This window comes from Mycolicibacterium fluoranthenivorans (assembly GCF_011758805.1).
Taxonomy (GTDB): domain Bacteria; phylum Actinomycetota; class Actinomycetes; order Mycobacteriales; family Mycobacteriaceae; genus Mycobacterium; species Mycobacterium fluoranthenivorans.
In genome coordinates this window covers 549956-575239 of record NZ_JAANOW010000002.1, presented here as the reverse complement: position 1 = coordinate 575239, position 25284 = coordinate 549956, and the positions used below count along the sequence as shown (strand labels likewise).

Annotated in this window: 26 protein-coding genes and 1 tRNA gene; 12 read left to right on the top strand and 15 right to left on the bottom strand. The window is 68.0% G+C overall.

The genetic code is table 11. The features are described from left to right. The first annotated feature begins 135 nt into the window (after positions 1-135). Positions 136-744: a type II toxin-antitoxin system RelB family anti-toxin gene (locus tag FHU31_RS20750; RefSeq protein WP_167162025.1), complete on the top strand. Its 609-nt coding sequence runs from the start codon at positions 136-138 to the stop codon at positions 742-744. A gap of 3 nt (positions 745-747) precedes the next feature. Here FHU31_RS20750 and FHU31_RS20745 read toward each other — a convergent pair whose 3' ends face one another. Next, positions 748-1830: an esterase-like activity of phytase family protein gene (locus tag FHU31_RS20745; RefSeq protein ID WP_263987769.1), complete on the bottom strand. Its 1083-nt coding sequence runs from the start codon at positions 1828-1830 to the stop codon at positions 748-750. 156 nt (positions 1831-1986) lie between these two features. On the opposite strand from FHU31_RS20745, the gene FHU31_RS20740 reads away from it, so the two are divergent. Further along, the gene (locus FHU31_RS20740) at positions 1987-3957 is read left to right on the top strand and encodes an acyl-CoA dehydrogenase family protein (protein WP_167162023.1); all 1971 of its coding nucleotides are present in this window, start codon (positions 1987-1989) and stop codon (positions 3955-3957) included. Positions 3958-3975: 18 nt separating this feature from the next. Here the strand turns inward: FHU31_RS20740 and FHU31_RS20735 are convergent, their stop codons facing one another. Continuing rightward, a complete protein-coding gene (locus FHU31_RS20735) occupies positions 3976-7026 on the bottom strand; it encodes an MMPL family transporter (RefSeq protein WP_167162914.1) in 3051 nt (1016 codons plus the stop codon). A gap of 107 nt (positions 7027-7133) precedes the next feature. On the opposite strand from FHU31_RS20735, the gene FHU31_RS20730 reads away from it, so the two are divergent. After that, positions 7134-7700 carry a TetR/AcrR family transcriptional regulator gene (locus FHU31_RS20730; RefSeq protein ID WP_167162021.1) on the top strand — a complete coding sequence of 189 codons (567 nt, stop codon included), beginning with the start codon at positions 7134-7136 and terminating at the stop codon, positions 7698-7700. Positions 7701-7764: 64 nt separating this feature from the next. Here FHU31_RS20730 and FHU31_RS20725 read toward each other — a convergent pair whose 3' ends face one another. After that, positions 7765-8244, bottom strand: coding sequence for an LppP/LprE family lipoprotein (locus tag FHU31_RS20725; protein ID WP_167162019.1), 480 nt, complete (start codon positions 8242-8244; stop codon positions 7765-7767). 98 nt (positions 8245-8342) lie between these two features. Between FHU31_RS20725 and FHU31_RS20720 the strand changes: the two genes are divergently transcribed. Then, positions 8343-9020 (top strand): cutinase family protein, encoded by a 678-nt coding sequence (locus FHU31_RS20720; protein WP_167162017.1) that lies wholly within the window; start codon positions 8343-8345, stop codon positions 9018-9020. Positions 9021-9075: 55 nt separating this feature from the next. On the opposite strand, the gene FHU31_RS20715 is transcribed toward FHU31_RS20720, so the two are convergent. Further along, a tRNA-Asn gene (locus tag FHU31_RS20715) sits at positions 9076-9151 on the bottom strand. A gap of 145 nt (positions 9152-9296) precedes the next feature. On the opposite strand from FHU31_RS20715, the gene FHU31_RS20710 reads away from it, so the two are divergent. Further along, complete coding sequence (locus FHU31_RS20710; protein ID WP_090353981.1) at positions 9297-9551, top strand: hypothetical protein; 255 nt, start codon at positions 9297-9299, stop codon at positions 9549-9551. Here FHU31_RS20710 and FHU31_RS20705 read toward each other — a convergent pair. From FHU31_RS20705 to FHU31_RS20695, 3 genes are read right to left on the bottom strand one after another with little or no spacing between them, the layout of a single operon-like run. After that, the gene (locus FHU31_RS20705) at positions 9548-9838 is read right to left on the bottom strand and encodes a DUF7155 family protein (RefSeq protein WP_167162015.1); all 291 of its coding nucleotides are present in this window, start codon (positions 9836-9838) and stop codon (positions 9548-9550) included. The genes FHU31_RS20710 and FHU31_RS20705 overlap by 4 nt on opposite strands. 56 nt (positions 9839-9894) lie before the next feature. Then, positions 9895-11850, bottom strand: coding sequence for a DNA primase (gene dnaG / locus FHU31_RS20700; RefSeq protein ID WP_167162013.1), 1956 nt, complete (start codon positions 11848-11850; stop codon positions 9895-9897). Between the two features lie 4 nt (positions 11851-11854). Further along, entirely contained in the window at positions 11855-13126 is a 1272-nt protein-coding gene (locus tag FHU31_RS20695; protein WP_167162011.1) for a deoxyguanosinetriphosphate triphosphohydrolase, read from the bottom strand. A gap of 32 nt (positions 13127-13158) precedes the next feature. Here FHU31_RS20695 and FHU31_RS20690 point away from each other — a divergent pair, with 32 nt between their 5' ends. Continuing rightward, positions 13159-15174 (top strand): TPM domain-containing protein, encoded by a 2016-nt coding sequence (locus tag FHU31_RS20690; protein ID WP_167162009.1) that lies wholly within the window; start codon positions 13159-13161, stop codon positions 15172-15174. On the opposite strand, the gene FHU31_RS20685 is transcribed toward FHU31_RS20690, so the two are convergent. After that, positions 15171-15620: a winged helix-turn-helix transcriptional regulator gene (locus tag FHU31_RS20685; protein ID WP_167162007.1), complete on the bottom strand. Its 450-nt coding sequence runs from the start codon at positions 15618-15620 to the stop codon at positions 15171-15173. The genes FHU31_RS20690 and FHU31_RS20685 overlap by 4 nt on opposite strands. Positions 15621-15696: 76 nt before the next feature. Here FHU31_RS20685 and FHU31_RS20680 point away from each other — a divergent pair, with 76 nt between their 5' ends. From FHU31_RS20680 to FHU31_RS20670, 3 genes are read left to right on the top strand one after another with little or no spacing between them, the layout of a single operon-like run. Continuing rightward, entirely contained in the window at positions 15697-16374 is a 678-nt protein-coding gene (locus FHU31_RS20680; protein WP_167162005.1) for an SDR family oxidoreductase, read from the top strand. A gap of 14 nt (positions 16375-16388) precedes the next feature. Beyond that, the gene (locus FHU31_RS20675) at positions 16389-17414 is read left to right on the top strand and encodes an alcohol dehydrogenase catalytic domain-containing protein (RefSeq protein WP_167162003.1); all 1026 of its coding nucleotides are present in this window, start codon (positions 16389-16391) and stop codon (positions 17412-17414) included. Further along, on the top strand, positions 17411-17920 hold the full coding sequence (locus FHU31_RS20670) for a DUF302 domain-containing protein (RefSeq protein WP_263987770.1): 510 nt from the start codon (positions 17411-17413) through the stop codon (positions 17918-17920). Before FHU31_RS20675 ends, FHU31_RS20670 begins: the two co-directional genes overlap by 4 nt. Here the strand turns inward: FHU31_RS20670 and FHU31_RS20665 are convergent. The 3 genes from FHU31_RS20665 to FHU31_RS20655 all read right to left on the bottom strand — a co-directional run bounded on the left by FHU31_RS20665 (position 17908) and on the right by FHU31_RS20655 (position 20347). Beyond that, the gene (locus FHU31_RS20665; RefSeq protein WP_234901538.1) at positions 17908-18264 is read right to left on the bottom strand and encodes a hypothetical protein; all 357 of its coding nucleotides are present in this window, start codon (positions 18262-18264) and stop codon (positions 17908-17910) included. The two genes, FHU31_RS20670 and FHU31_RS20665, sit on opposite strands and share 13 nt — an antisense overlap. Before the next feature lie 113 nt (positions 18265-18377). Continuing rightward, complete coding sequence (locus FHU31_RS20660) at positions 18378-18884, bottom strand: EspA/EspE family type VII secretion system effector (protein WP_208411122.1); 507 nt, start codon at positions 18882-18884, stop codon at positions 18378-18380. Positions 18885-18961: 77 nt separating this feature from the next. After that, positions 18962-20347, bottom strand: a complete 1386-nt coding sequence (locus tag FHU31_RS20655) for a glycine--tRNA ligase (RefSeq protein ID WP_167162001.1) — start codon at positions 20345-20347, stop codon at positions 18962-18964. Positions 20348-20443: 96 nt separating this feature from the next. On the opposite strand from FHU31_RS20655, the gene FHU31_RS20650 reads away from it, so the two are divergent. Together FHU31_RS20650 and FHU31_RS20645 are read left to right on the top strand one after the other, a co-directional pair. Further along, positions 20444-20797, top strand: coding sequence for an ArsR/SmtB family transcription factor (locus tag FHU31_RS20650; RefSeq protein ID WP_090353559.1), 354 nt, complete (start codon positions 20444-20446; stop codon positions 20795-20797). Next, complete coding sequence (locus FHU31_RS20645) at positions 20794-21186, top strand: Fur family transcriptional regulator (RefSeq protein ID WP_167161999.1); 393 nt, start codon at positions 20794-20796, stop codon at positions 21184-21186. The genes FHU31_RS20650 and FHU31_RS20645 overlap by 4 nt, the downstream gene beginning before the upstream one ends. On the opposite strand, the gene FHU31_RS20640 is transcribed toward FHU31_RS20645, so the two are convergent. The 4 genes from FHU31_RS20640 to recO are packed head-to-tail and all read right to left on the bottom strand — an operon-like array spanning position 21179 to position 23739. Next, complete coding sequence (locus FHU31_RS20640) at positions 21179-21577, bottom strand: NUDIX hydrolase (protein WP_167161997.1); 399 nt, start codon at positions 21575-21577, stop codon at positions 21179-21181. The genes FHU31_RS20645 and FHU31_RS20640 overlap by 8 nt on opposite strands. Continuing rightward, positions 21574-21981 (bottom strand): hypothetical protein, encoded by a 408-nt coding sequence (locus FHU31_RS20635; protein WP_167162909.1) that lies wholly within the window; start codon positions 21979-21981, stop codon positions 21574-21576. The genes FHU31_RS20640 and FHU31_RS20635 overlap by 4 nt, the downstream gene beginning before the upstream one ends. 41 nt (positions 21982-22022) lie before the next feature. After that, a complete protein-coding gene (locus FHU31_RS20630; protein ID WP_090353554.1) occupies positions 22023-22916 on the bottom strand; it encodes a decaprenyl diphosphate synthase in 894 nt (297 codons plus the stop codon). Then, positions 22852-23739 carry a DNA repair protein RecO gene (recO, locus tag FHU31_RS20625; protein ID WP_090353553.1) on the bottom strand — a complete coding sequence of 296 codons (888 nt, stop codon included), beginning with the start codon at positions 23737-23739 and terminating at the stop codon, positions 22852-22854. The genes FHU31_RS20630 and recO overlap by 65 nt, the downstream gene beginning before the upstream one ends. A gap of 66 nt (positions 23740-23805) precedes the next feature. Between recO and FHU31_RS20620 the strand changes: the two genes are divergently transcribed. Then, positions 23806-25275, top strand: coding sequence for an amidase (locus FHU31_RS20620; RefSeq protein ID WP_167161995.1), 1470 nt, complete (start codon positions 23806-23808; stop codon positions 25273-25275). Positions 25276-25284: the final 9 nt, after the last annotated feature.

Genomic DNA, 25284 nt, shown 5'->3' with positions numbered 1-25284 from the left:
ACACTCCTGAGGTCTGGGAGTGCGATCGAGCTTCGACTCTCCGCACGCCATATTGATTGTTGCTAGCGATCAATATGGCGATTTTGAATGTCATAGACGTTCAGCTGAGGTTACGAACATGTGAGGAATCCGCGGATGACACAGCCTGACGAAGGCGCGCTCAATGCCATGATCGGCGCCACCGTGAAAGGCCTGCGCGAGAAGTCAGGCTTATCAATGCGCGAGCTGGCCCGCCGCTCGGGCGTCAGTCAACCCTTCCTGAGCCAGATCGAGCGCGGCGTCAGCGCACCGTCGATGATCACCACCTATCGGCTCGCGGATGCCCTCGATGTCCTGCCGGGAGCGCTACTGCCCGCGCCTCCGGCGTCCCGCGTCTCGGTGATCCGGGCCGGTGAGGGCCGATCCATTCCGGTGGCCAACCGGGCCGACGCGGCCGCGGGCAGGGCGCTGGTGATGCAGCCGGGAAACCCGTTGGAGGTCATCGACTACCGCATCGAACCTGGCCAGTACATCTCCGAATGGTTCGAGCTTCCCGGTGAACTGGCCGTCTATCTCATCAGCGGTGTGCTCGACGTCGAGATCTCCGGGCATCCGACCGTTCGACTCGAACCCGGGGATCTGGTGAGTCACCCCGCCGACCTGCCCCACCGCTGGCTGCTGGTCGACGACGAACCCGCCCACGCTCTGCTCGCCATCGCCCACCCGGGTGAAGGTGCGGCACTTCGCGCGCCGTCGCACAGCTGACGCTCAGAGCGCGAACGCCAGCAGCTGCGTCACCTGATCGGGCGAGAAGTTGTCATCGGTGACCATGACCACCGATTGACGACCGTCGGACAGCTTGGGCCCTAAGGTGATTCCCTCGACGTTGTCCACCGAATGCACCGTCGCAGACAAGTCGGCCACCAGGGTCTTGCGCATGGGTGCCGCCCCCGCCGACGACGGCCGGCCCAGAATGTCGTCCGCCCCGGCGATGCTCGCCCGGTAGATGTGCACCGAGGTCTTGGTGCCGTGCCCACGCTCGATGACCAGGAAGTCCTCGGCGTTGAGCGCCACCAGATCCGACAACCCGTTACCGCCGCCGGCCCCCGAGCTGACCGGATCCAGCGGGTAGGCATACTGCCCCGTCGGCTGCCGCGTCACCGGATCGAGCCGGGTGATCCTGGTCAACGCGCCCTGCTCGGCGGTGGGCACCGGTCCGTCGTTGAAACCGGGGTCCTCCATACCCGCCCACAGTGCGGTCCCGTCGGGCGCCAGCGTGAGTCCCTCCAGCGCCTGATTCTTCCGCGGCCCCATATCGGCGGCGGACATGTGCAATTCCGGGGGCAGGGCGAACTGGCCGCGGAATGCGCCATCGAGCGCCGCCGTCCGCACCCAGGGATCGAGCAGCACCGGCGGAGTGTCCGGTTTCACGATCCGCTCCCCCTCGCTGGACCAGTACAACTGCTGGCGGCGGGAATCGAAGGCGATTCCCTCGGGATCCGGAGGCACGGTGGTGGCCGACTTCGGCGCGAACCGCTGACCGTCGGTGTTGAGCAGTGGCGTGGTACCCCGCAGGTCGACGCGGGCCAGATTGCTGCCCGAGAGGGCGATGCTCATGGTGTAGAACCGGGCCGGGCTCTTCGCGGACCGATCGTCGCTGATCACGTAATACTGGTCGCGGCCGGCGTCGTAGGTGATGCCGGAGAGACCGCCCACCGTCGTATCGGCGAACAGCAGACCGTGCGCCAATTCGACCTTGCCGAGAAACTCCAGCTGGGAGGTGGGCGCCGGCGGGGCCGCACAACCCGCCATCACCAGAAGCGCCGACAGCACCACCGCCAATAGCTTCACGCCAACAGATAACCACAGGCGCCACGAGCCGACATCGCGCCGAATGTTGCTGCACGCGGCGGGCCGCCGCGTGGGTGTGATCGCCGTCGTGCACAGTTCGACCTCGGCGTTGCCAGAGTCACGTTTGCGGACCGCTTCCACGGGCTAAGTTCGGGTATGACCACCACCGCGGAACATCTGCGCAACACCCTCGACGGACGCTGGCGCGACGTGAAGAACGCCGTGCGGACCGAGCTGTCCGGTGAGATCTTCAAGCCGCATTACACCCCGAACACCGTGATCGCCCGCACCAAGGTCGGCGAACAGCTCAAGATCATGGCCGCCGCGGGCGCCGCGGAGGACGGCTTCCGCAAGGAGCACGGCGGCACGGGAGATGTCGGCGCGGCCGTCACCCGGATCGAGATGCTCGCCATGAGCGACCTTTCGCTGATGGTCAAAGCGGGTGTGCAGTGGGGGCTGTTCGGCGGCGCGATCGAGAACCTGGGCACCGAACGCCATCACAAGGCGTATGTCCGCGACATCATCAGCCTGGATCTGCTCGGCTGTTTCGCCATGACCGAGACGGGCCACGGCAGCGATGTGCAGTCGCTGGAGACCACCGCCACCTATGACCCGGCGACCAAAGAGTTCGTCATCGACTCCCCCACCCCGAGCGCCCGCAAGGACTACATCGGCGGTGCGGCCCAAACCGCGCGGGTGGCCGCGGTTTTCGCGCAGTTGATCACCCAGGGTGAAGGCCACGGTGTGCACTGCTTCGTGGTGCCGCTGCGCGACGAGGAGGGCAACGATCTGCCCGGTGTCACCACCTCGGACTGTCACTACAAGGGCGGTCTGCCCGGCGTGGACAACGGTCGCATCCAGTTCGACCATGTCCGCGTCCCTCGGGAGAATCTGCTCAACAAGTACGCCGACGTCGCCGAAGACGGTACCTACTCCTCACCCATCGAGAACCCCGGGCGGCGGTTCTTCACCATGCTGGGCACCCTGATCCGCGGCCGGGTCACCGTCGGCGGCAGCGCCGCCGCGGCAGGCCGGGTGGCGCTGGATATCGCGACCCGGTATGCGTTGCAGCGCAAGCAGTTCAGCGCACCCGATGCCGATGACGAAGTGCTCATCATGGATTACCTGGTGCACCAGCGCCGGCTGTTTCCCCTGATCGCGCGGTCCTACGCCCTGCAGTTCGCGCAGAACGAGCTGGTGGCCAAGCTGCACGAAATCCAGTCCTCGGACTTTCCCGACGCCGAGGACCAGCGCGAGGTCGAAGCGCGGGCGGCGGGGCTGAAGGCCGCGAACACCTGGCACGCCAGCCGGGCGATCCAGGAGGCGCGCGAAGCCTGCGGCGGCGCGGGCTACCTGGCCGAGAACCGGTTGATCGCGCTGCGCGGTGACATCGACGTGTTCACCACGTTCGAGGGTGACAACCACGTGCTCACCCAGCTGGTGGCCAAGGAGCTGCTGACCGCCTACGCCGACGACATCAAGGGTATGAGCCCGGTGGAATGGGTGCGCTTCGCCGCCAACTTCGCCGGCGAGCGGGTGCTCAAGCGCACCGCGGCCGAGACCATCATGCAGACCATCCTCGACACCCGGCAGGACAACGAGGAGGAGGGCAGCCTCTTCAACCGCGGCACCCAGGTCAAGATGTTCGAGGACCGCGAGGAGTACACCCTGTCCACTGTCGCGCGCCGGCTGCAGGGCAAGGCCAAGGAGATGAGCGCGTTCGAGGCGTTCAACTCGGTGCAGGATCACGTGCTGCACGCCGCCACCGCGCATATCGACCGGGTCGTACTGGAGGCCTTCGTCGCCGGCGTCGACGCCTGCGAGGATGACGACGCACGCGAGATCCTCAACCTGGTCTGCGACCTCTACGCCCTGAGCATCATCGAGGACGACAAGGCGTGGTTCGTCGAGCACCGCTTCCTGTCCACCGAACGCGCCAAGGCCGTCACCCGCGCCATCAACGACCGCTGCCGCAAACTGCGCCCACATGCCGAATTGCTGGTGGACGGTTTCGGGATTCCCGAGCAGCTGCGGTACGCCGAGATGCTGCATCCGGAGAACATCCCGGACGCCGACGAGCATCAGGCGAAGGACGCCGTCAGCTCCGGCACCATCGAGCCCGCGTAGTGCTGACCAGCCCGGGCGTCACCCCCGCCGGGGTTTGCTCGGCCACCAGATACGGTCGCCGATCAAGGACATCGCGGCCGGCACCATGATCGTGCGCACCAGGGTGATATCGATGAGCAGACCGACGCCCACGGTGAACCCGATCTGCAGCAGGTTGATCACCCGGCCGCTCATCAACGCGAACATGGTGAGCGCGAAGACGATTCCGGCGGTGGTGATGACGCTGCCGGTGCTGCCGAAGCTGCGCATGATGCCGCGGACCATGCCGTCACCGGACTCCTCGCGGATGCGCGCGGCGAAGAGCATGCTGTAGTCGGCGCCGACGGCGATCAACGCCATGAACGACACCGGGAACACCGACCAGTCGACGTCCACCCCGATCAGGTGCTGCCACACCAGCACGCTGATGCCCGAGGCCGCACCGAACGACAGCACCACGACGGCGACCATGAACACCGGTGCGGCGATACTGCGCAACAACACCATCAGAACCAGCAGCACCCCCAGGATGGCGACCACGCCGTAGACGGCGAAGTCCCGCCACACCTGGTCACGCATATCCGCCGACAACGAGGCCAACCCGGTGGTGGCGAAATGCGCGCCCTGCAGTGACGTCCCGGCTGCGGCTTCGGTCGCCGCCGGGCTCAGTTCACGGGTGGCGTTCAGCGCCGCGTCACTGTAGGGGTTGATCCGCCACACCACGAGCATCCGCGCGGTCCGGCCGTCGGGCGCGAACAACAGGCGCTGGCCCTCCTGGAATGCCTTGTCGGCGAAGCCTTGTGCGGGTAGATAGAACCCGGTCCCGGCCCCGGCTGAGGTGTGCGCGGCCAGCGCGGCCAGATAGTCCGAGGCCTGGGTGAGTCCGTCGGTGAGCTGACCGGTCAGCCCCACCACCTGGTCGACACCCCCCTTCACCTGATTCAGACCGGCGGCCAACCGGCTCATGCCCTCGTCGAGACGATCCGCACCGCGGACCAGTTCGGCGAGCTGGGCATTGGCCCGCTCGGGGGAACCGCCGGGCACCATGGCCACCATGGCCTGCAGCCGGGCCAGGGCGTTCTTGATGCCCGGTTGGGCGGCGCGCACCTTGTCGACGGTCACCTGCGGTACCGCGGCCAACAGCTGCGCCTGACGCAGCGTGCGGGTGACGGCACCGTCGGACACGGCATCCAGATCGGCGAGACTGGACCGGGCCCGCATGCACACCGGGTTGAGCAGACAGTCCGGTCCGGGCTGCGGGGTCAGCGCCGCGCCCAGTGCCGAACTGACCACCCGGCCACTGTCGGCGATCTGGGCTGTGTCCGGGATCGCCTGCAGGGCCACGTCGAGCAGGCCCACCGAGGCGTTCAGATCGGCCAGCGCCGCGGGCACGTCGACCCGGCCGTCGGTGACGGTGCGCAGCGCGGAGTCGGCCTCCTGATATCCGCCGAGCACCTGGTGCGCCAGCGCGGTGACGGACTTGATCCCCGAAACCAGTTGCGGGAGCTGCGCATCGGCACTGGCGGCGCCGTCGCGAAGGGTCGCGGTGCCCGCGGCCAGCCGCTGCAGGTCGGGGGTCGCCGTGCCGATCCGGTCCCTGGCGTCGCCGAGCCGGTGGGCGACGATACCGGCCTGATAACCCACCGTCGTCTGCTCCAGCTGGCGGCCTGTCGGTCGCGTCATGGCACGGACATACGCCACCTGCGGCATCCCGGCGATGCGCGCGGCGACCCGGTCCAGCGCTGCCAGATCGTTGGTGTTGCGCATGTCGTGGTCGGCCGAGACGATCAGGTATTCGGGCGCCACCTCGTTGACTCCCCAATGGGCATAAGCCTTCTCGTAGCCCGTGGCGCTCTCGGTGCGGTCGAGTTGCATGGCGTTCTCGTCGAAGTTCACCCGGAAGGTGAGCAGCACCGAGGCGGCGGCAAGCAGCAACACCAGCGAGGCCGCGGACAGCGCGCCCGAACGCCGGATCATCGTCGTGCCGATCCGTCGCCACCGGCGCTCGTTGATCGGCCGCGGTTCGGCGAAACCCTGGCGGCCCAGGAGGGACAGCAGCGCATACGGCAGCGTCATCGAGATGGCCAGCGCGATCACGATCGCGATGGCGATCGGCGGCCCCGCGGCCCGGAACATGCCGAGCTGGGTGAAGGCCATCGCGGTCGCGGCCGCGGCGATGGTGAGCATGGAGGCGATCAGGATGCCGGAGACCTTCTGCCCGGCTTGCCCCAACGCGTCCGGCACGGCCAGCCCGTTGCGTCTGCCTTCGTGGTAGCCCGCCAGGATGAAGATCGCGTAATCGGTGGCCGCGCCGAGCAACATCGCGGTCATCAGCGCGATGGTGAAGTTGGAGACGGTCAGCACGCCGGCGCCGCCCAGCAGCGACACCACCGGCCGTGCCACACCGAGGCCGATGCCGATGGTGAGCAGCGGGATGAGCGCGGTGACCATCGAGCGGTACACCGCCAGCAGGACCAGGGTGATCAGCAGCACCGAGACCGCGGTGATGATCAGCAGCGAGAAGTCCATGGCACTGAACAGATCGGCCAAGGTGGGCGACGGCCCGGTGTAGTACATCTGCAGACCCGCCGGCTTGGCCAGGGCGTCGATGGTGTTGCGGATATTCACGGTGTTCTGATGCGCCTTGGTCGATCCGACGTCTCCGGTGCCGGCGACCACCAGGTTGATCGCCTTACCGTCCGGGCTCAGCGCGATGCTGCGCAAGGTGTCGCTGCTGTAGCCGTCCAAGACGTAGGCCACGTCGTCGGTATCGGCCCGCAGCGCGGCCACCAGGTCGCGGTAGACCTGCTCGTCCGCGGCGCCGATACCGCTCTCGTTGACCAGCAGCACGCTGCCGATGGCCGACGAGGCCGGCACGCCGAATTCCTTGGACATGTGCCGAAGTGTTTGCGCCGCTTCGATATTGCCGGGGATGAACGGAGCCGAATGTTCGGCGACGGTGCGTTCCAGCTGCGGGATGGCGAGGTTCAGCGCGCCGACCAGAACCACCCAGAACCCGATGACCCACCACGCGTAACGCGCACAGAACCGGCTGAACCGGCCGAACACCCTGCTCTCCCCATGAGCCACTTCGTCCCCCTCGCGCACCCCATGTAGACCAAACGGTCTACGCGTGGCGACAGACGTTAGTAGACTGATCGGTACACCGCAATCACCCTCAGGTAGGAAAAACGCGCATGCAGGCACGGGATCGGCTCATCTCCAGTGCCGTCGACCTCATCCGGCGCAACGGCGTCGCAGGTACCGGGCTTGCGCTGCTGCTGGAACTGAGCGGGACGGCCCGGCGCTCGCTGTACCTGAATTTCCCCGGCGGCAAGGCCGAACTCATCGCCGACGCCACCGCGGTGGCGGGCAAGGTGACCGGTGCCGCGATCGACCGGTTGGCCCGCGACGGCGATCCGGTGGTGGTGATCCAGCGCTTCATCGCCGGCTGGACCGACGCGCTGCGGGCGACCGATTTCACCGCGGGCTGCCCGATCGTGGCCGCCGCCCTCGGCCGCTCGGAGGCTTCCGTGGCCGCCGATACCGCCGGCGAGGTGTTCACCGACTGGGAGCGACGCCTCACCGGCCATCTGCAAGAGGCCGACCTGTCACCCGCGGATGCCGCGCAGCTGGCGACGATGACCGTCGCCGCCGTCGAGGGCGCGATCATCATGTGCCAGGCCACCAAGTCCGACGAGCCGCTGCGTCGCGTCGAGGCGGGGCTGATCGAGCTGTACCAGCAGAAGAGCCACCGCGGCTGACGCGAGATTGCGGTTATTGCGCAGAAGTTCGAGTGCGGCGCCCGATAACGGCAATCTCGGCGCGCTAGGGGTTCGGGATGGGATCCAGCGCCTTGAGCTTGCCGTCGTCGCCGATCTGGAAGCGGACCTGGGCGATCCCGGTCGGGCAGCACGGTTTGTCGGCGCCCTGGAGCCACTGATACTGCACCGTCGCGATCTTGTCCCCCAGCGGTACGACCGTCGTGTACGGGCGCGGGCGCGGGGTGGGCGGGCCCAGCGGCGAGTTGCGGTCGAAGAACAGCACCTGCACGGCCGCGTCCAGGGCCTTGTCACCCGTGCCGACGACCACCCAGTGCAGCCGGCAGTCGCCGGTGTGCCCGTGCGAGGTCTCATGCCAGCGATCTCCGAGTTTCTGCACCGCGGCGGCCACCGTCTCCGCGGTCGGGGTGTCCTCGGGCTTGCAGTCGCTCGACGTGGTGGAGCCGGAGTTCGGCGGGCTCCAGCCGCAGGACGCGGCGACGAGCGTGACCGTGGTGACGAGCGGGATCATCCGCGAGAGCCGCATGAGTACGAGCTTACGGAGCGCTGAGATGCTCCCCCGGTCGCCGCGGGGCACCTGTCGCGCCGGTCTGCGCAGCGAACGCTGCGAGTAGCATCGGCCACATGGGTTTTCGTCATTTACGCCGGTTGGTCGGCCCGTTGGTCGTTGTCGGCACGGTGGGCGCTGCGACGCTGGCAACCGGTGCCGCCCCGATCGCCTCCGCGGACCCGTGCCCCGATGCCGAGGTGGTGTTCGCCCGCGGCAGCGATGAGCCGCCTGGTGTCGGCACCGTGGGCCAGGCGTTCATCGATACGTTGCGCGGTCAACTCCCGGGCAAATCCATCGGCGTCTACCCGGTGAACTATGCGGCCACCGGCGATTTCGGCAATAAAGCGGTCTTCCCGTCCACGATGTTCGACGGTGTCCACGACACCACCTCACATCTTCAGGCGATGGCCGCGAACTGCCCGAACACCAAGCTCCTGCTCGGCGGATACTCGCAGGGCGCCGCCGTGGCCGCCTATGCCACCACCGCGGACATCCCCGCCGAGGTGCACAACCACGTCGCCGGGATCGTGCTGTTCGGTAAGCCGACGGCCGAGCTGCTGGGCGGGTTCGGGGCCCCGCCCGCGAACATCTCACCGCTGTACAACGGTAAGTCACTGGATCTGTGCGCACCCGGGGACAGCATCTGCGACGGCTCGCCGGGATCGTTCCTCTCGTCGCTGGCCCATGCCCTCTACCCGCTCAACGGCTTGGTCGCCACGGCAGCGTCCAAGGCTGCGGGCCGGCTGGTGTAGGCCGGTCGACCACCCCTACAAAGCACGAAGGCCAGCGCATTCGCGCTGGCCTTGCTGGCTCCCCCGGATGGACTCGAACCATCAACCGTCCGATTAACAGTCGGAAGCTCTGCCAATTGAGCTACAGGGGAATGAACCGAAGACAGACTCTAGCGCATATGGGCCGTGCGACCCGAATCGCCATGTCAGAGCCGTTTCCGCACGCCCGTCGACCAACTCTCAGCTGCGTGAGGCAGGATGGTGAGCGTTCTGCTGTGACCCGGGGAGGGAGTGCGCGTGTTCCGGATCGTGTTCGTGTTGGGGGTCGGCTACGTACTGGGTGCCAAGGCTGGTCGACGCCGCTACGAACAGATCGCCGGCACCTACCGGGCCGTCACCGAGAATCCGGCCACCAAGGCCGTGCTGGACGCCGGGCGGCGAAAACTGGCCGACCGGGTATCCCCCGATCCGGCGTTGGTGAAGCTGACGGCGATCGATGCGGAGACCACCGTGCTGGAACCTCTCGAAGACGAGACCGCCGAGAGGCGTTAGCCCATCGGGACGTTCCAGGTCTGACCCGGGAGCAGCGGGCCGGAATTGATGCCGTTGCTGCCCACGGAGATGCCCGGGCTGCCGAAACCGAGGCCCCCGCCGCTGCCACCGGAGTTCGAGTAGGACAGGCACTTGCCGTCCTCTTTGTTCCCGAACCACGCCAGGCATGCAGGCTGGGCCTGCACCGAGCTCTGGGATCCGGCGGCCGAGAATGCCACCAGCGGTGCCGCGGCGGCGGCCACCGCAAACGCGCCCACCAGGACCACACGCCTAGCTGAAGTGTTCACCGGGGTGCCTTTCTCGTGGCTTCATCGGTCGACTCACCATAGCGTGCGACGTCTGTTCACGCAGTCATGTCGTCACCGCTGGCCTGCTCCAACAGGCTGCGGCGATACGTCTCCATGGCCACCAGGTCACCGAACAACGCGTGGTATTCGTCGCTGTGCTCCACCGGCGACATCCGCTGCAGCTTGGACTTGACCTCGGCGATCTGCCGTCCCACCGACACCTCCTGCAGGCGGGCGAGCACCCCGGAGACGTAGCGGACCAACTTCTCGTCGTCCTCGAACCGGATGGCCTCCACACCGAGCTCATTCACCAGGTTCGCGCCCTCGGGGGAATCCTGCAGATCGCGCACCGTCTCGATCCACTGGGCGCCGGACAAGCCGGCCGACATGCCGCCCGCGTCCGCGATGGCCTTGCGCACGGCGGCATAGCCGGGATGGGTGAAGCTCTCCGCGGTGAGGGTGTCGAAGACGGGACCGGCCAGCCCCGGATACTGCAGCGCCGCCTTGAGCGCCTCCCGCTGCGGGCGCAGGGTCGGATCCCGTGGATCGGGACGGGTGACCGTGACCATGGGCCGCTGTCGGACCGGTTCGGCGGACCCCCGCGACCGGCCGGCGTCGCGCCCCTTGGCGGATCCCTTGCGCCCGGCCTCCTCGCGCACCCGGGAGAGCACCTGGGCGACGTTGTCCCAGCCCACCCAGCCGGCCAGCTGGCGGGCGTACTCGTCGCGCAGGGTGGGGTCCTTGATCCCGGCCACCATCGGCACGCAGCGCCGCAGCGCCGCCACCCGGCCCTCGGCGCTGTCGAGATTGTGGTCGCCGAGCGCGGTGCGGATGGCGAATTCGAACAGTGGGGCCCGGCGGGCCACCAGGTCGCGCAACGCCCCGTCACCGGAGCGCAGCCGCAGATCGCACGGATCCATCCCGTCGGCGGCCACCGCCACGAACGACTGGCCGGCCAGGTTCTGTTCCCCCTCGAACGCCTTCACCGCGGCGGCCCGGCCGGCCGCGTCGCCGTCGAAGACGTAGATGAGCTCACCGCGAAAGAAGTTGTCGTCCATCATGAGTCGGCGCAACATGGACAGGTGGTCGTCGCCGAAGGCGGTGCCACATGCGGCCACCGCGGTGGTTACCCCGGCCAAATGCATCGCCATCACGTCGGTGTAGCCCTCGACCACGACGGCCTGGTGCCCCTTGGCGATATCCCGCTTGGCCAGATCCAGCCCGAACAAGACATTCGACTTCTTGTACAGCACCGTCTCGGAGGTGTTGACGTACTTGGCTTCGATGTGGTCGTCATCGAACAGCCGGCGCGCACCGAAGCCGATGGTCTCCCCCGACGACACCCGGATAGGCCACAACAACCGCCGGTGAAAACGGTCCATCGGACCGCGCCGGCCCTCGCGAGACAGCCCGGCCGCTTCCAGCTCCTTGAATTCGAATCCCTTGCGCAGCAAGTGCTTTGTCAAGGTGTCCCAGCCCGACGGCGCGAAACCGCAGCCGAACCGCTTGGCCGCGTCGGCATCGAAGTTGCGCTCGATCAGATACCGGCGGGCAGGTTCGGCTTCCGCGGACTGCAGCGCCTCGGCGTAGAACTCCTGCGCGGCGGCGTTGGCGGCGATCAGCCTGCTGCGGCTGCCCCGGTCGCGCTGCACATTGGTGGTCGACGAACCGGTGTAGGTGACGGTGTAGCCGACCTTGTCGGCGAGGAGTTCGACCGCCTCGACGAAGCTGACATGCTCGATCTTCTGCAGGAAGGCGTAGACGTCGCCGCCCTCACCGCAGCCGAAGCAGTGGAAGTGGCCGTGGTTGGGGCGCACATGAAACGACGGTGACTTCTCGTCGTGAAAGGGGCACAACCCCTTGAGCGAATCCACCCCGGCGCGGCGCAACTGGACATAGTCGCCGACGATCTCCTCGATGCGCACGCGTTCGCGGATGGCGGCGATATCGCGATCGGGGATGCGCGCACCTTTACCCCGGGTCGCTTCGCTCCTGCCCACCGGACCAGCCATCGCGTCAGTCTAGAGGGCGGGGCGAACGTGCCTCGTGCACTCGCTCCAGCCGACTCTCGGTGTAGGACGCGATCTGGTCGATCACCACCCGCAGCCGTGCCCCGTCGTCGGCGGCGGCGGCGAACTCGGGCGCGAACTGCGGGTCCAGGCTGCTGGGTGCCTGCGCCCACAACACCAGCGCGACCTCTTCGACCAGGGTGCGCTGGTCGGCCTGGACCTGCAGATGCCGGTGATCGGACATGATGAACTGCAGGGCCAGCATCTTGAGCACCGCGACCTCGGCGCGCACCAGCGCCGGCACCGCGAGATCGGTGTCATAGCGGCGCAGCGGGCCGTCACCGGCTATTGACCGGGTTTCGCTGATCGCCGCGTTGGCGAACCTTCCCACCAGCTCACTGGTCATGTTCTTGAGCCCGACCGACGCCGCCAAGGTGCCGTCGAACTTGCCCACCGCGGCCACCACCGGCATCTCCGAGAGCCGCTGCGCGGCGGCCAGCAGGTCGTCGTGGGTCACCGTCGGGAAGGCGTCGGCCCCCAGGCGGGCCAGCGCGTCGGCCGCGTCGTCGTCGGCGAGCACACGAAGGTCGATGCGGCCCGAGATGACCCCGTCTTCGACGTCGTGCACGGAGTAGGCGACATCGTCGGCCCAGTCCATCACCTGGGCCTCCAGGCAGGTCCGTTCGGCGGGCGCGCCGGCACGCATCCAGGTCGCGGCCTCGGCATCGTCATCGTAGAAACCGAACTTCTTCCGCCCGCCGGCGCGGTACCACGGGTATTTCATCACCGCGTCCAGTGCGGCGCGGGTCAGGTTCAAACCCGCGGAATGGCCGCCCGCGTCAAGAATTTTGGGCTCCAGCCGAGTGAGGATGCGGAAGTTCTGGGCATTGCCCTCGAACCCTCCGAACGCCTTGGCGATCTCGTTGAGTGCCCGCTCGCCGTTGTGCCCGTAAGGCGGGTGGCCGATGTCATGAGCCAGCCCGGCCAGGTCCACCAGGTCGGGGTCGCAGCCCAGTCCGACGGCCATCCCGCGGCCGATCTGCGCGACCTCCAGCGAATGGGTCAGCCGGGTGCGCGGGGTGTCGCCCTGCCGCGGTCCGACCACCTGGGTCTTGTCGGCCAGGCGGCGCAGCGCGGCGCAGTGCAGCACCCGGGCCCGGTCCCGGGCGAAGTCGGTGCGGTGTTCGGAGCCGGTTCCGGGCAGCGCGGCAGCCTTGGGTGCCTCGATCACCAGGCGCTGCCTGTCGAGGTCGGTATAGGTATCGGTCGCGGTGCCCACTAACGGACAGTCTGCCAGCTAGATTTGCGGACATGCGCCTCCCCCGCCTGTTCAGCGTGATCTTCGCGGTGTTGTCCGTCAGCCTGCTGGTGGCTCCACATGCGGGAGCCGAGCCGCCGTTCCGGCTGTCCACCCAAATCGTGGACAAGGCGAACGCGCTCAGCGGCCAGGACCTCGATCGGGTGACCCAGGCCGTCGACAAGCTCTACGCCGACCGGCATGTCCGGCTGTGGGTGGTGTACGTGGACACCTTCTCCGGCCAGGACGCCGAGCCGTGGGCCCGGGCCACCCTGGCCGCCAGCGACCTGGGCACCTACGACGCACTGCTGGCGGTCGCCACCACCGACCGGGCGTATGCGTTCCTGGCCGGCGGTGTGGCCGCCAGCAACGCCGAGGCGAACAGTTTGCGGCGCAACAAGATCGAGCCCGCGCTGCGTGGCGGCGACTGGGCCCAGGCGGCCGTCAGCGCGGCCGAGGGGCTCGACACGAACGCCTCCGCAGCTCCGTCTTCCTCCTCGAACACGGAGATGAACTGGGTGGGCCTGCTGGCCATCCTCGCGGTGATCGCATTGGCGGTGGTGATCCTGGTGCTGTGGCAACGACACCGTCGGCGCAAGCGCCGCGCGGCGGATCTGGCGGCCGCCCAGCGCGCCGACCCGACCGATCCGAATGCCCTGGCCGCCATGCCGCTGGACACTCTGGACGACCTGTCCCGCTCGATCGTTGTGGAAGTCGACAACGCAGTACGCACCAGCGACAACGAACTGACGCTGGCAATCGAGGAGTTCGGCGAGAAGGACACCACCCCGTTCGTCACCGCGGTCGAAGCGGCGAAAACGACGCTGGCGCAGGCCTTCAACGTCCGCCAGATCCTCGACGACACGGTGCCCGAGACGCCCGCGCAGCGCCGCGATCTGCTGACCCGGGTGGTGGTGGCCGCCGCGAAGGCCGACCGCGAACTGGAAACCCAGCGCGAAGCCTTCGCTGCGCTGCGTGATCTGGTGATCAACGCACCCGAACGGCTGGACGCCCTGACCCAGCAGGTGGTCGACCTCACCGCGCGCCTCGCGCCGTCGGAGCAGACCCTGGCCGGCCTGCACCAGCAGTTCGCCGATGCCGCCCTGACCTCGGTCGCCGGCAATGTCGAAACCGCCAAGCAGCGGGTGGCTTTCGCCGACCAGAACATCACCAACGCACGCAGTCTGGTGGCGCGGCCGGTGGGTAGCCAGGCCGGGCTGGTGGATTCGATACGGGCCGCCGAGTCCGCACTGGGCCAGGCACGCACGCTGCTCGACGCCGTCGACAGCGCCGCCACCGATATCAACCGGGCCACCGCGGCACTGCCCGCCGCGATCGCCGATATCCAGAACGGCATCAACGCCGCCGGTACCCAGCTGGCCCAAGGCAATCTGAGCCAGGCCGCCGCCCTGAGCGCTGCACGCGACGCCGCCGTAAAGGCGGTGGCGGCCGCACAGGGCACGGGCAGCACCGACCCGCTGGGTGCCTTCACCGATCTCAGTGCCGCCGACGCCGACCTGGACCGGCTGCTGGACGCGGTGACCGAGGAACGCGAAACGGCCGAACGGTTGCGCCGCGCCTACGACCAAGCCCTGTTCAGTGCGCAGTCGCGGGTCCGCGGTGTCTCGGATTTCATCGACACCCGCCGCGGCAGCATCGGCCCCGAGGCGCGCACCAAACTCGCCGAGGCGGTGCGCCAGCTGCAGGCCGCCCAGGACAAGCAGGCCGAGAACATCGCCGGGAGTCTTTCGGTGGCCATCCAATACGCCAACGGCGCGGCGTCGCTGGCCGGGCAGGCCCAGTCGCTGGCCAACCAGGATGTCGCCGCCGCGCAGCGGCACTACAGCGGATACGGCGGCGGCAGCTCGAATTCCGGTGCCGTACTGGGCGGCATCATCATCGGCAACATCCTGTCCGGGGCCCTGCGCGGCGGGATCGGCGGCAGCGTCGGCGGGGGCTGGAGCTCGACGTCGTTCGGCGGGTCCGGCAGCTCGGGCGGTTCGTTCGGCGGGGGCGGCGGCCGCTTCTAAGCGCCGGGCGCCACCAGCGACACCGCGCCGGTGGGCACCTTGCTCCCGTCGCGGCGGCGGAAGCCGATGGCCACGGATTCGCCGGTCTCGGCTTCGACGAACCGGTACGCGCTGCTGTGCTCGCGGGCCAGATGACGGTGACCCCACTGGCCGATGGCGGCCAGGACGGGGATCAGATCATGCCCGGCCTCGGTGAGCAGATATCGGCTGCGGGTGCGGTCGCCCGGTTCCTGATAGTCGACCACCTGGAGGATTCCGGCGTCGACCAGCTCGGACAACCGGGTGCTGAGGACATCCGAGGCGATCCCGAGCCGCTCCTTGAACTCGGAGAATCGTGACCGGCCCAGCAGCGCCTCACGGATGATCAGCACCGCCCACCGCTGTCCCAGGACGGCCATGGTGCGGGCGATCGGGCAGGGATTGTCGATCCACGAATCGGTGCGCATCGTCACATTCTACCTAGGTTGGAAATTCCAACTCAGCACTGCTACGTTGACGAGGGCACAAGCGAAGGAGAAGACCATGACAGGAACTCAGGTAGCCGGCGCAACCGCTCTGGTGACCGGCGGGCAACAAGGCTTGGGCAAGGCGATCGTCGCCGCCCTGTTGGAGGCCGGGGCAGCCAAGGTGTACTCGACCAGCCGGCGCCCGGGCACGTCCGACGATCCGCGCGTGGTGGTGATCCAGGCCGATGTCACCGACGCCGAGTCGGTCGCCCAGCTGGCGCACACCGCCGCCGACGCCACCATCGTGGTCAACAACGCCGGCGTACTCGGGGGCACGTCGCTGCTGCAGGACGATCTCGACGACGTCCGTTCCGTGCTGGACACCAATCTCTATGGCGCACTGCGGGTCACCCAAGCTTTCGCCCCCCTGCTCGCCGGCCGTCAGGCCACCATCGTCAACATCGCCTCCGTGCTGTCCTGGCTGCCCGGTTACGGCTCCTACGGCGTCTCCAAGGCGGCGCTGTGGTCGGCAACGAACTCGCTGCGACTGGAGCTGCAGCAGCAAGGCACCACCGTCATCGGCGCCTACCTGGCTTATACCGACACCGATATGACGGCAGATCTCGATGTGCCGAAGAACGACCCGGCCGATGTGGCCCGGCAGATCGTCGACGGTATCGTCGCCGGCGCGCCGGAAGTGCTCGCCGACGACCTGACCCGCCAGGTGCACGCTCCCCTCTTCCCCGCCGCCTAGGAAGAATCCGAAACATGGCTACCTACAAAGCCTTCCAAGTCACCGGGCAACGCGAGTTCGCACTCGTCGAGCGCGAGGTGGTCGAACCCGCCGCCGGCGAGGTCCGGGTTCGGGTGCTCAGCTGCGGGGTCTGCCACAGCGACGTGCTGGCCGTCGAGGGACAACGACCCGACCCGCAGCAGCCGGTGGTGCCCGGCCACGAGATCGTCGGTGTGGTGGACGCCGTCGGCGACGGGGTACATGCCTGGGCCCCCGGCGACCGGGTCGGCATCGGCTTCCTCGGCGGGCAATGCAACGAATGCGAGTTCTGCCGCCGTGGCGATTTCGTCAACTGTCTCGATCAGCCGACACCCGGGACCAGCGCCGACGGCGGCTATGCCGAGGTGGTCCATGCCCGCGCCACCGGACTGGTACGCATCCCCGACGGGATCGACGCCCACCTCGCCGCTCCCCTGCTGTGCGCCGGCCTGACGACCTTCAACGCCTTGCGGTCCACGTCCGCCGCACCCGGCGCCCTGGTTGGAGTTCAAGGCATCGGCGGCCTGGGTCATCTGGGCGTGCAATATGCCCACAAACTCGGCTACCGGGTGGCCGCGATCGCCCGTGGCCCCGAAAAAGCGGACCTGGCAAAGACACTGGGCGCCGACTTCTACATCGACAGCGCCGCCGAGGATCCCGGTGCGGCACTGACCGCCCTCGGCGGGGCCGCCGCCATCATCGCCACCGCGGCCAGCGGCGCATCGATGGGGCCGCTGGTCAGTGGTTTGCGGCCACGTGGGCAACTCGTCGTGGTGGGCGCCGCACCCGACCCGATCGCGGTGAACACCGCCGACCTGATCTTCGGTGGACGCCATGTGGTCGGCAGCCTCACCGGCTCCGCCATCGAGAACGAGGACAACCTGGCATTCAGCGTCGCCAACGATATCGCCCCGATGATCGAGGTCATGCCGTTCGAACAAGCCCCACAGGCCTACGAGCGAATGATGTCCGGCCAGGCCCGCTTCCGCGTGGTACTGGACATCGCGGGGGCCGACCGGTGAGCACCTCCGTCGAGTACCTGAACCGGCGCCTGCTGATCAGCCTGCCGGGCAGCTACGCGGACGCCCGCACGCACTACGAGACCCTGGTCCCGGTGATCGACCACGAGCGCTTCGCACGGGCGGGCACCTGGGACGAGGTGGTCGCCGAAGCGAAATCCCAGGCGCCGCACGGCTTCCTGCGATATGCACAGATCGACGTGACGCCCACCATGACCGCGTCCGGATCGACAGGGCGTGCCACCGAATACCTGATGGGCAATCACACCATCGCCGAACGGATGTATCGCCACGATCCCGGCGTCATGCTGCACGCGCCCCTGCGCACGCTGCTCTACGCCGGGCCCGAGAGCACCGTGCTGGCCGTCGACCAGCCCAGCCTGCTGTTCGGCAGTTACGGGAACGCGGCGATCACCGCGGTGGGTGTCGAACTCGACGGCCTGCTGGCGACACTCGTCGATCTGCTCGGCGGGGATGTGCCTGCGGCGCTGCGCGATCAGGTGGTGTAAAGCGAGAGGTGCACGTACACCTCGTCGGGCGCCCGCTGGTCGACGATGACCTCCCGGGTGACCGTGCCGTGATCGGTGGTGATGATCTGATCTTGGGCGTAGAGCGGATCAGGTGCCGAACTCAGCGCCGGCCCGGCGATCACCGGCGTGGATTTCGGGATCTCGGACTTCTCGGGTGTCTCGGGGAACTGCGGGAGGAATTCACGCAGCTGCGTGTCGGTCATCTGTAACGCCAACCGGTAGCGGGTGTCTCGGCCTGAATCGGTGTCGGTGCCCAGCACCTGTACGCCTTGCGGCAACGTCACCTCACCGAATTTCGCGGCCGTCTCTGCCGGAACAGGCATCTTCTGATCTCCTCCGTCGCGAATCGCGTCATGCGTCGCGCATGCCGACAACGCACCCAGCATCATCAACAAGGCCGCCAGAATCACTGGCAATCGTGACCGGTCAGCCACCTTCACCCGCCCTCGCGACCGGTGAGCGCCTGATAGCCGTTGCCGATATCGCGGATCCGCGTGGCGATACCGCTCATATCGCTGTTCGACCGCTGCACGATATCGGCGACGTCGGCGACGCCTTTGGACACCACCGGCATCAGGGCGCGCTCACCCGCGGCGTTCGGCGGCACGCTGGCAGCGGCACTGAGCACCCACTGCTTGACCGCATCCAGGTCCCGGCGACCGGCGGCCACCACCTGGGCGGACCGATCGACCTCGGCGCCGAGACGCCGATCGAGTTCGGCGAGCCGGGCCAAGGTGGCGGCCAGTTGGTGGTTGCGGTCGGTGTACGCCTCTGCCGACGAACCCGTCCACGCGGACCCGGGCGTCGCCGCCGCGACCGTGCGGTGCAACTCGTCGAGCCGGCCACCCATGTCGAACCGGGATCCGTCCACCGGTGTTCCGGCGCCGAGTGTCGCGCGGGCGTCATCCCACGTCGTAAGAAATGCCCCCAGAACGCTGATCATCGCCCCCTTCACTCCAGTGCCTCACCATGCTAGGCGAGCCGGGAGTGCCTCTGGAGCAGCAATTCCGAACCGAGGCGCTAGGCGCCCTTGAGCCGGACCGCCAGGTAGTTCGACACCTCCGAGATGGCCACCCGCTCCTGCGTCATGGCGTCGCGCTCGCGGATGGTGACGGCCTGATCCTCCAGTGAGTCGAAGTCCAGCGTGATGCAGAACGGCGTGCCGATCTCGTCCTGACGGCGGTAGCGCCGGCCGATCGCACCCGCGTCGTCGAACTCGATGTTCCAGGACTGCCGCAGTTCGGCTGCCAGGTCGCGGGCCTTCGGCGACAGATCGGCGTTGCGCGACAACGGAAGTACGGCCGCCTTGACCGGGGCCAGCCGCGGATCGAGCTTGAGCACGGTGCGCTTGTCCACCCCGCCCTTGGCATTGGGGGCCTCATCCTCGTGATACGCGTCGACCAGGAACGCCATCAGCGAACGGGTCAGGCCGGCTGCCGGTTCGATCACGTAGGGCACGTAGCGGGTGTCGGTGCCCTGGTCGTAGTACGACAGATCGACACCGGATGCCTTTGCGTGGCTGGACAAGTCGTGGTTGGTGCGGTTGGCGATACCTTCCAGCTCACCCCACGGGCTGCCGGCGAAGCCGAACTTGTACTCGATATCGGTGGTGCCGGCGCTGTAGTGCGACAGCTTCTCCAGCGGGTGCTCGTAGAGCCGCAGATTCTCCGGAGCGATACCCAGGTCGGTGTACCACTTCAGCCGGGTCTCGATCCAGTACTTGTGCCACTCCGGCGCGGTGGACGGCTCGACGAAGAACTCCATCTCCATCTGCTCGAACTCACGGGTCCGGAAGATGAAATTGCCCGGGGTGATCTCGTTGCGGAAGCTCTTGCCGATCTGGCCGATGCCGAACGGCGGCTTCTTGCGTGCGGTGGTCACCACGTTGGCGAAGTTGACGAAGATGCCCTGCGCGGTTTCGGGCCGCAGGTAGTGCAGCCCCTCCTCGGACTCGATGGGGCCGAGGTAGGTCTTGAGCATCATGTTGAAGTCACGCGGCTCGGTCCACTGCCCCTTGGTGCCGCAGTCCGGGCAGACGATCTCCGTCATCGGGACCGCATCGGGGTCATCGAGATTCTTCTTGGCCGCGTACGCCTCCTGCAGGTGGTCCTGCCGGTGCCGCTTATGGCAGTTCAGGCATTCCACCAGCGGGTCGTTGAACACCGCGACGTGGCCGGAGGCCACCCACACCTGGCGCGGCAGGATGATCGCGCTGTCCAGGCCGACGACATCGTCGCGACCGGTGACCACGGACCGCCACCACTGCTTCTTGATGTTCTCCTTGAGCTCCACCCCGAGTGGCCCGTAGTCCCACGCCGACTTCGTGCCGCCGTAGATCTCGCCGGATTGGAAGACCAGGCCACGGCGTTTCGCCAGGTTCGCGACGGTGTCGATGATGGATGCCACGGGTTGACAGGGTACCGATGAGCGTTGGCGCGCCACGCCGCGGGAGTCCCCGGAAAGCGTTGACATGCGCAGACATGCATGTAATCTGACTCCATAATGAAAACCGTTTCCACTACCGGTCACGAGCACGAACACCCCGCGACGCCGTCTCCCGAGCTGCCACCCCGGGAGATCCTGGACACCGCGGGCGACCTGCTGCGGGCGCTGGCCGCCCCGGTGCGCATCGCCCTGGTGCTTCAGCTCCGCGAATCCGCGCGCTGCGTACACGAACTGGTCGACGCCCTGGAGGTGCCGCAGCCCCTGGTCAGCCAGCACCTGCGCATCCTCAAAGCCGCCGGCGTGGTCGCCGGCGAGCGCAGCGGCCGAGAGGTGATGTACCGCCTGGTCGACCAGCACCTCGCGGAGATCGTGCTGGCCGCAGTCACCCACGCCGGAGAGGACGTGGCATGAATACACCCGTGCGGGCCACCCGGCAACGGGCCGCCATCTCTGCGCTGCTGGAGAACATCGACGACTTCCGCTCGGCCCAGGAACTGCACGACGAACTCCGGCAACGCGGCGAGAACATCGGGCTGACCACCGTGTACCGGACCCTGCAGTCGATGGCCACGTCGGGGGTGGTCGACACGCTGCGCACCGACACCGGTGAATCGGTGTACCGACGCTGCTCCGATCACCATCACCACCACCTGGTGTGCCGGGTCTGCGGGTCCACCGTGGAGGTCGAAGGTGGAGCGGCCGAAGTGTGGGCCGAGCAGGTCGCGGCCCAACACGGCTTCACCGACGTCAGCCACACCATCGAGATCTTCGGGGTGTGCGGTTCCTGCGCCGTCAGCTGACCCGGGCGTACTCCAGGACCGCACCAAGCGTCAGCGGGGCCAGCTCGAGGTCGCCCGGCGCGTGCGGGTCCACCCATGCCATCTCGACGATCTCAGCGCCCGGCTGCGGTGGCCCGTCGAGGCCGACGACGAACAGGTCGGCGGCCACCCGGTGACCCGGTTCGTTGGCCGCGGCCGCATCGTGATGCCCCAGCGAGGTGAGGGATGCCTCGACGATGCCGGCATTGAGTTCCTCCCGGACCTCGCGGCGCAGCGCCTCGACCGGGGTCTCCCCGGGTTCGATCTTGCCGCCGGGCTGCATGAACGCCGTCGTGCCGCGTTTGCGGACCACCAGCACATGATTGCGGTCATCGAGCACGACGGCCGCCACGATCCGGATGACGGCGCTCACCCTAGGAGCGCCCGCCGGACGTCGGCCCCGGTGGACAGCACCATGAGGATCAGGGTGCCGAGCGCCTCATCGGTCAAGCCCGCCGCCGGAAAGTTGTAGCGCAGCAACACATCCGCCTGCTTGCGGGAATTACCGCCCGTCGCCGCGCCCTTCTCGGTCAGCGATATCGTGCCCAGCAGCGTCTGGTGCGCGTGCTCGCCGACCGTCGCCCGAAGTTTCGCGTCCAAGGGCAGATCCCAGGCCAACATCTGGGTGAGCGCCACCATGTCCAGCCCCTCGGCGATGGTCACCACCCGCAGCGACGAGAACGTGCCGTCGTGCTGCACGGTGAGCGAACCGTCATCCTCATGGGTGGTGGGCAGGATCGCCTCGGCGACGGCGGCCAACCGCTGCTGCAACGACATCCCCGAGTCGCCGCGCTCCAGCCCGCCGGAAAGCCCCACCGTCAGGCCCTACCGAAACGCCGGTTGCGGTTGACGTACTCCTCGCACGCCGCCCACAGGTCACGACGGTCGTAGTCGGGCCACAGCTTGTCCTGGAAGACGTACTCGGCGTAGGCCGCCTGCCAGATCATGAAGTTGCTGGCCCGCTGCTCTCCCGAGGTCCGGATGAACAGGTCGACATCCGGGATGTCGGGGCGGTGCAGATGCTTGGCCAGGGTCGCCTCGGAGATGCGTGAGGGATTCAGCTTGCCCGCGACGGCCTCCTCGGCGATGGCCTTCGCGGCCTCGACGATCTCGGTGCGCCCGCCGTAGTTCACGCAGTAGTTGACGGTGATGACGTCGTTACCGACCGTCATCTGCTCGGCGATGTCGAACTCCTTGATCACGCTGCTCCACATCCGCGGGCGCGAACCCACCCAGCGCATGTTCACCCCCATGGCGTCCAGATTCTCCCGGCGCCGCCGCACCACCTCCCGGTTGAAGCCCATCAGGAAGCGCACCTCTTCGGTGCTGCGTTTCCAGTTCTCCGTGGAGAAGGCATAGACGGACAGATGTTTGATACCGAGTTCGATCGCACCGCAGGTGATGTCGATGAGCACCGCCTCGCCCATCTTGTGGCCCTCGGTGCGGCCCAGCCCACGCTGGGTGGCCCACCGGCCGTTACCGTCCATCACCACCGCGACGTGGTTGGGCACCTGGTCGGCCGGGATCTTCGGGGCGGCGGCCTTCGACGGATGCTGCGGCGGACGGGAGAACTTGCCGTTGGTGTGGGGCGGCAACTCCGGGAACACCACGGGCCAGGTCGACGTGTCCGGGAAGACCGGATAGTCGTCAGGCGCCGGGGCGAGCTGTGGGTACGGAGATTTGCCCCGCTTGCCTTCCCTGTTCAATGCCATGCGCCATATCCTGCCCGAACACCTCTGCCCGACGTTCGAGGCCCGCGCTATCGATTCGATAATGTGCCTTCTGCTCTTCGCGCCAGCGCTCATCACCCCGTTCGACCAGCGGCAATGTCCGCAGTTGACGCTCCAAGTGCCACTGCAGATGCGCGGCGACCAGCCCGCTGGCCTGGCTGCGGTGCGACGAGGTGGAGGCCTCCGCGAACTCCCAGTCACCGTCGTGCAGCGCAACCATCAGATCCAGCACCGCCTGCGCCGGGGTCGCCGAACCCGACGGCCGGCAGTGCACGCACACACTGCCGCCCGCGCCGATGTGGAAGGCCCGGTGCGGCCCGGGAGTCGCGCACCGTGCACATTCGGCCAGCGCCGGGGCCCAGCCCGCGATACCCATGGCCCGCAGCAGATAGGAGTCCAGCACCAGCTCCCGCGGCCGCCTGCCCGCCGCGACCGCCCGCAGCGCCGCCACCGTCAGGCTGTGCAACTCCGGCACCGGAGCGTGCTCCTCGCCGGCCAGCCGTTCGGCGGTCTCCAGCACCGCGCAGGCACACGTGTAGCGGCCGTAATCGTTGACGATGTCGACGGCGAACGCGTCGATGGACTGCACCTGGGTGACGATGTCGAGGTTGCGGCCGGGATGCAGTTGAACGTCGATGTGCGCGAACGGTTCCAGCCGGGCCCCGAACTTGCTGCGGGTCCGGCGCACCCCTTTGGCGACGGCACGGACCACACCGTTCTCGCGGGTGAGCAGGGTGACGATGCGGTCGGCCTCGCCGAGCTTGTGCTGACGCAGCACGACAGCTCGATCCCGGTACAACCGCATCGGGACAGTCTTCCATCGCGTGCCGACACCGGCCGGGACGCAACGCCGGATATTCTCGAAATTGCCATGGCAGCCACCCCAAAACTACCCAGCAGTGCTTCTCCGACCCCGAATCCCACCCCGAAACTACCCACCCTCACCCAACAGCTCTACCGCCTCGCGAGCGGCGCCACCACCTCGGAACAACTGGTACGCCAGTCCCTGGACGCGATCGAGGCCAGCCAGCCCGCGCTCAATGCGTTCCGCGTGGTGCTGACCGATACCGCGCTCTCCGAGGCCATCGCCGCGGATCGTAAACGCGCTGCGGGACAACATCTTCCACTCCTCGGAGTGCCCATCGCCGTGAAGGACGATGTGGACGTCGCCGGCGTCCCGACCCGCTTCGGCACCCGCGGCGAGGTACCGGTGGCCACCGCGGACGCCGAGGTGGTACGCCGCCTGCGGGCGGCCGGTGCGATCATCGTCGGCAAGACCAACACCTGCGAGCTCGGCCAGTGGCCGTTCACCAGTGGCCCCGGCTTCGGGCACACCAGAAACCCATGGTCACGCGAACACAGCCCCGGCGGCTCCTCGGGCGGCAGTGCGGCGGCCGTGGCCGCGGGCCTGGTCACCGCGGCCATCGGCTCCGACGGTGCGGGCAGTGTGCGGATCCCGGCCGCGTGGACCCATCTGGTGGGCATCAAACCGCAGCGTGGCCGCATCTCCACCTGGCCCCTGCCCGAAGCGTTCAACGGCATCACCGTCAACGGCGTCCTGGCCCGCACCGTCACCGACGCCGCGATCGTGCTCGACGCCGCATCCGGCAATGCCGACGGCGACCTGCACAAACCCGAACCGATCCGGGCCTCGGAGCACATCGGCCAGGCCCCCGGTTCCCTGCGGATCGCGCTGTCCACCAAGTTCCCGTTCACCTTCTTCCGCGCCCAGCTCCATCCGGAGATCGATGCCGCGCTGCGTGAGGTGGCGACCCACCTGGAGCAACTCGGGCACCGTGTCGATGAAGCCGACCCGAACTACGGACTGAAGATGTCGTGGAACTTCCTGTCCCGGTCCACCTCCGGGCTCCTGGACTGGGGTTACCGCCTCGGGCCCGGTGTCCAGTGGGATAGACGCACCGTGAGCAATATGCGCACGGGCCGACTGCTGTCCGAGCATGTGTTGCGTAAGGCGCGGGCCGCGGAGGCCGAGGCCCAGCAGCGGGTGGGCTGGATCTTCAACATCGCCGACGTCGTGCTCGCCCCCACCACCGCGCTGCCGCCACCGCGCATCCACGACTACGACGAACGCGGCAGCCTGGCCACCGACCGGGCGATGATCGCCGCCTGCCCGGTGACCTGGCCATGGAACCTGCTGGGCTGGCCGTCGATCAACGTGCCGGCGGGGTTCACCGCCGACGGACTGCCGATCGGGGTGCAGCTGATGGGCCCCGAGGGCAGCGAACCCTTGCTCATTTCGCTGGCCGCGGAGCTGGAGGCGATCAGTGGCTGGATGACCAAGCAGCCCGAACCGTGGTGGGCGACTCCCACGCTGCAGTAATCTCTGTGA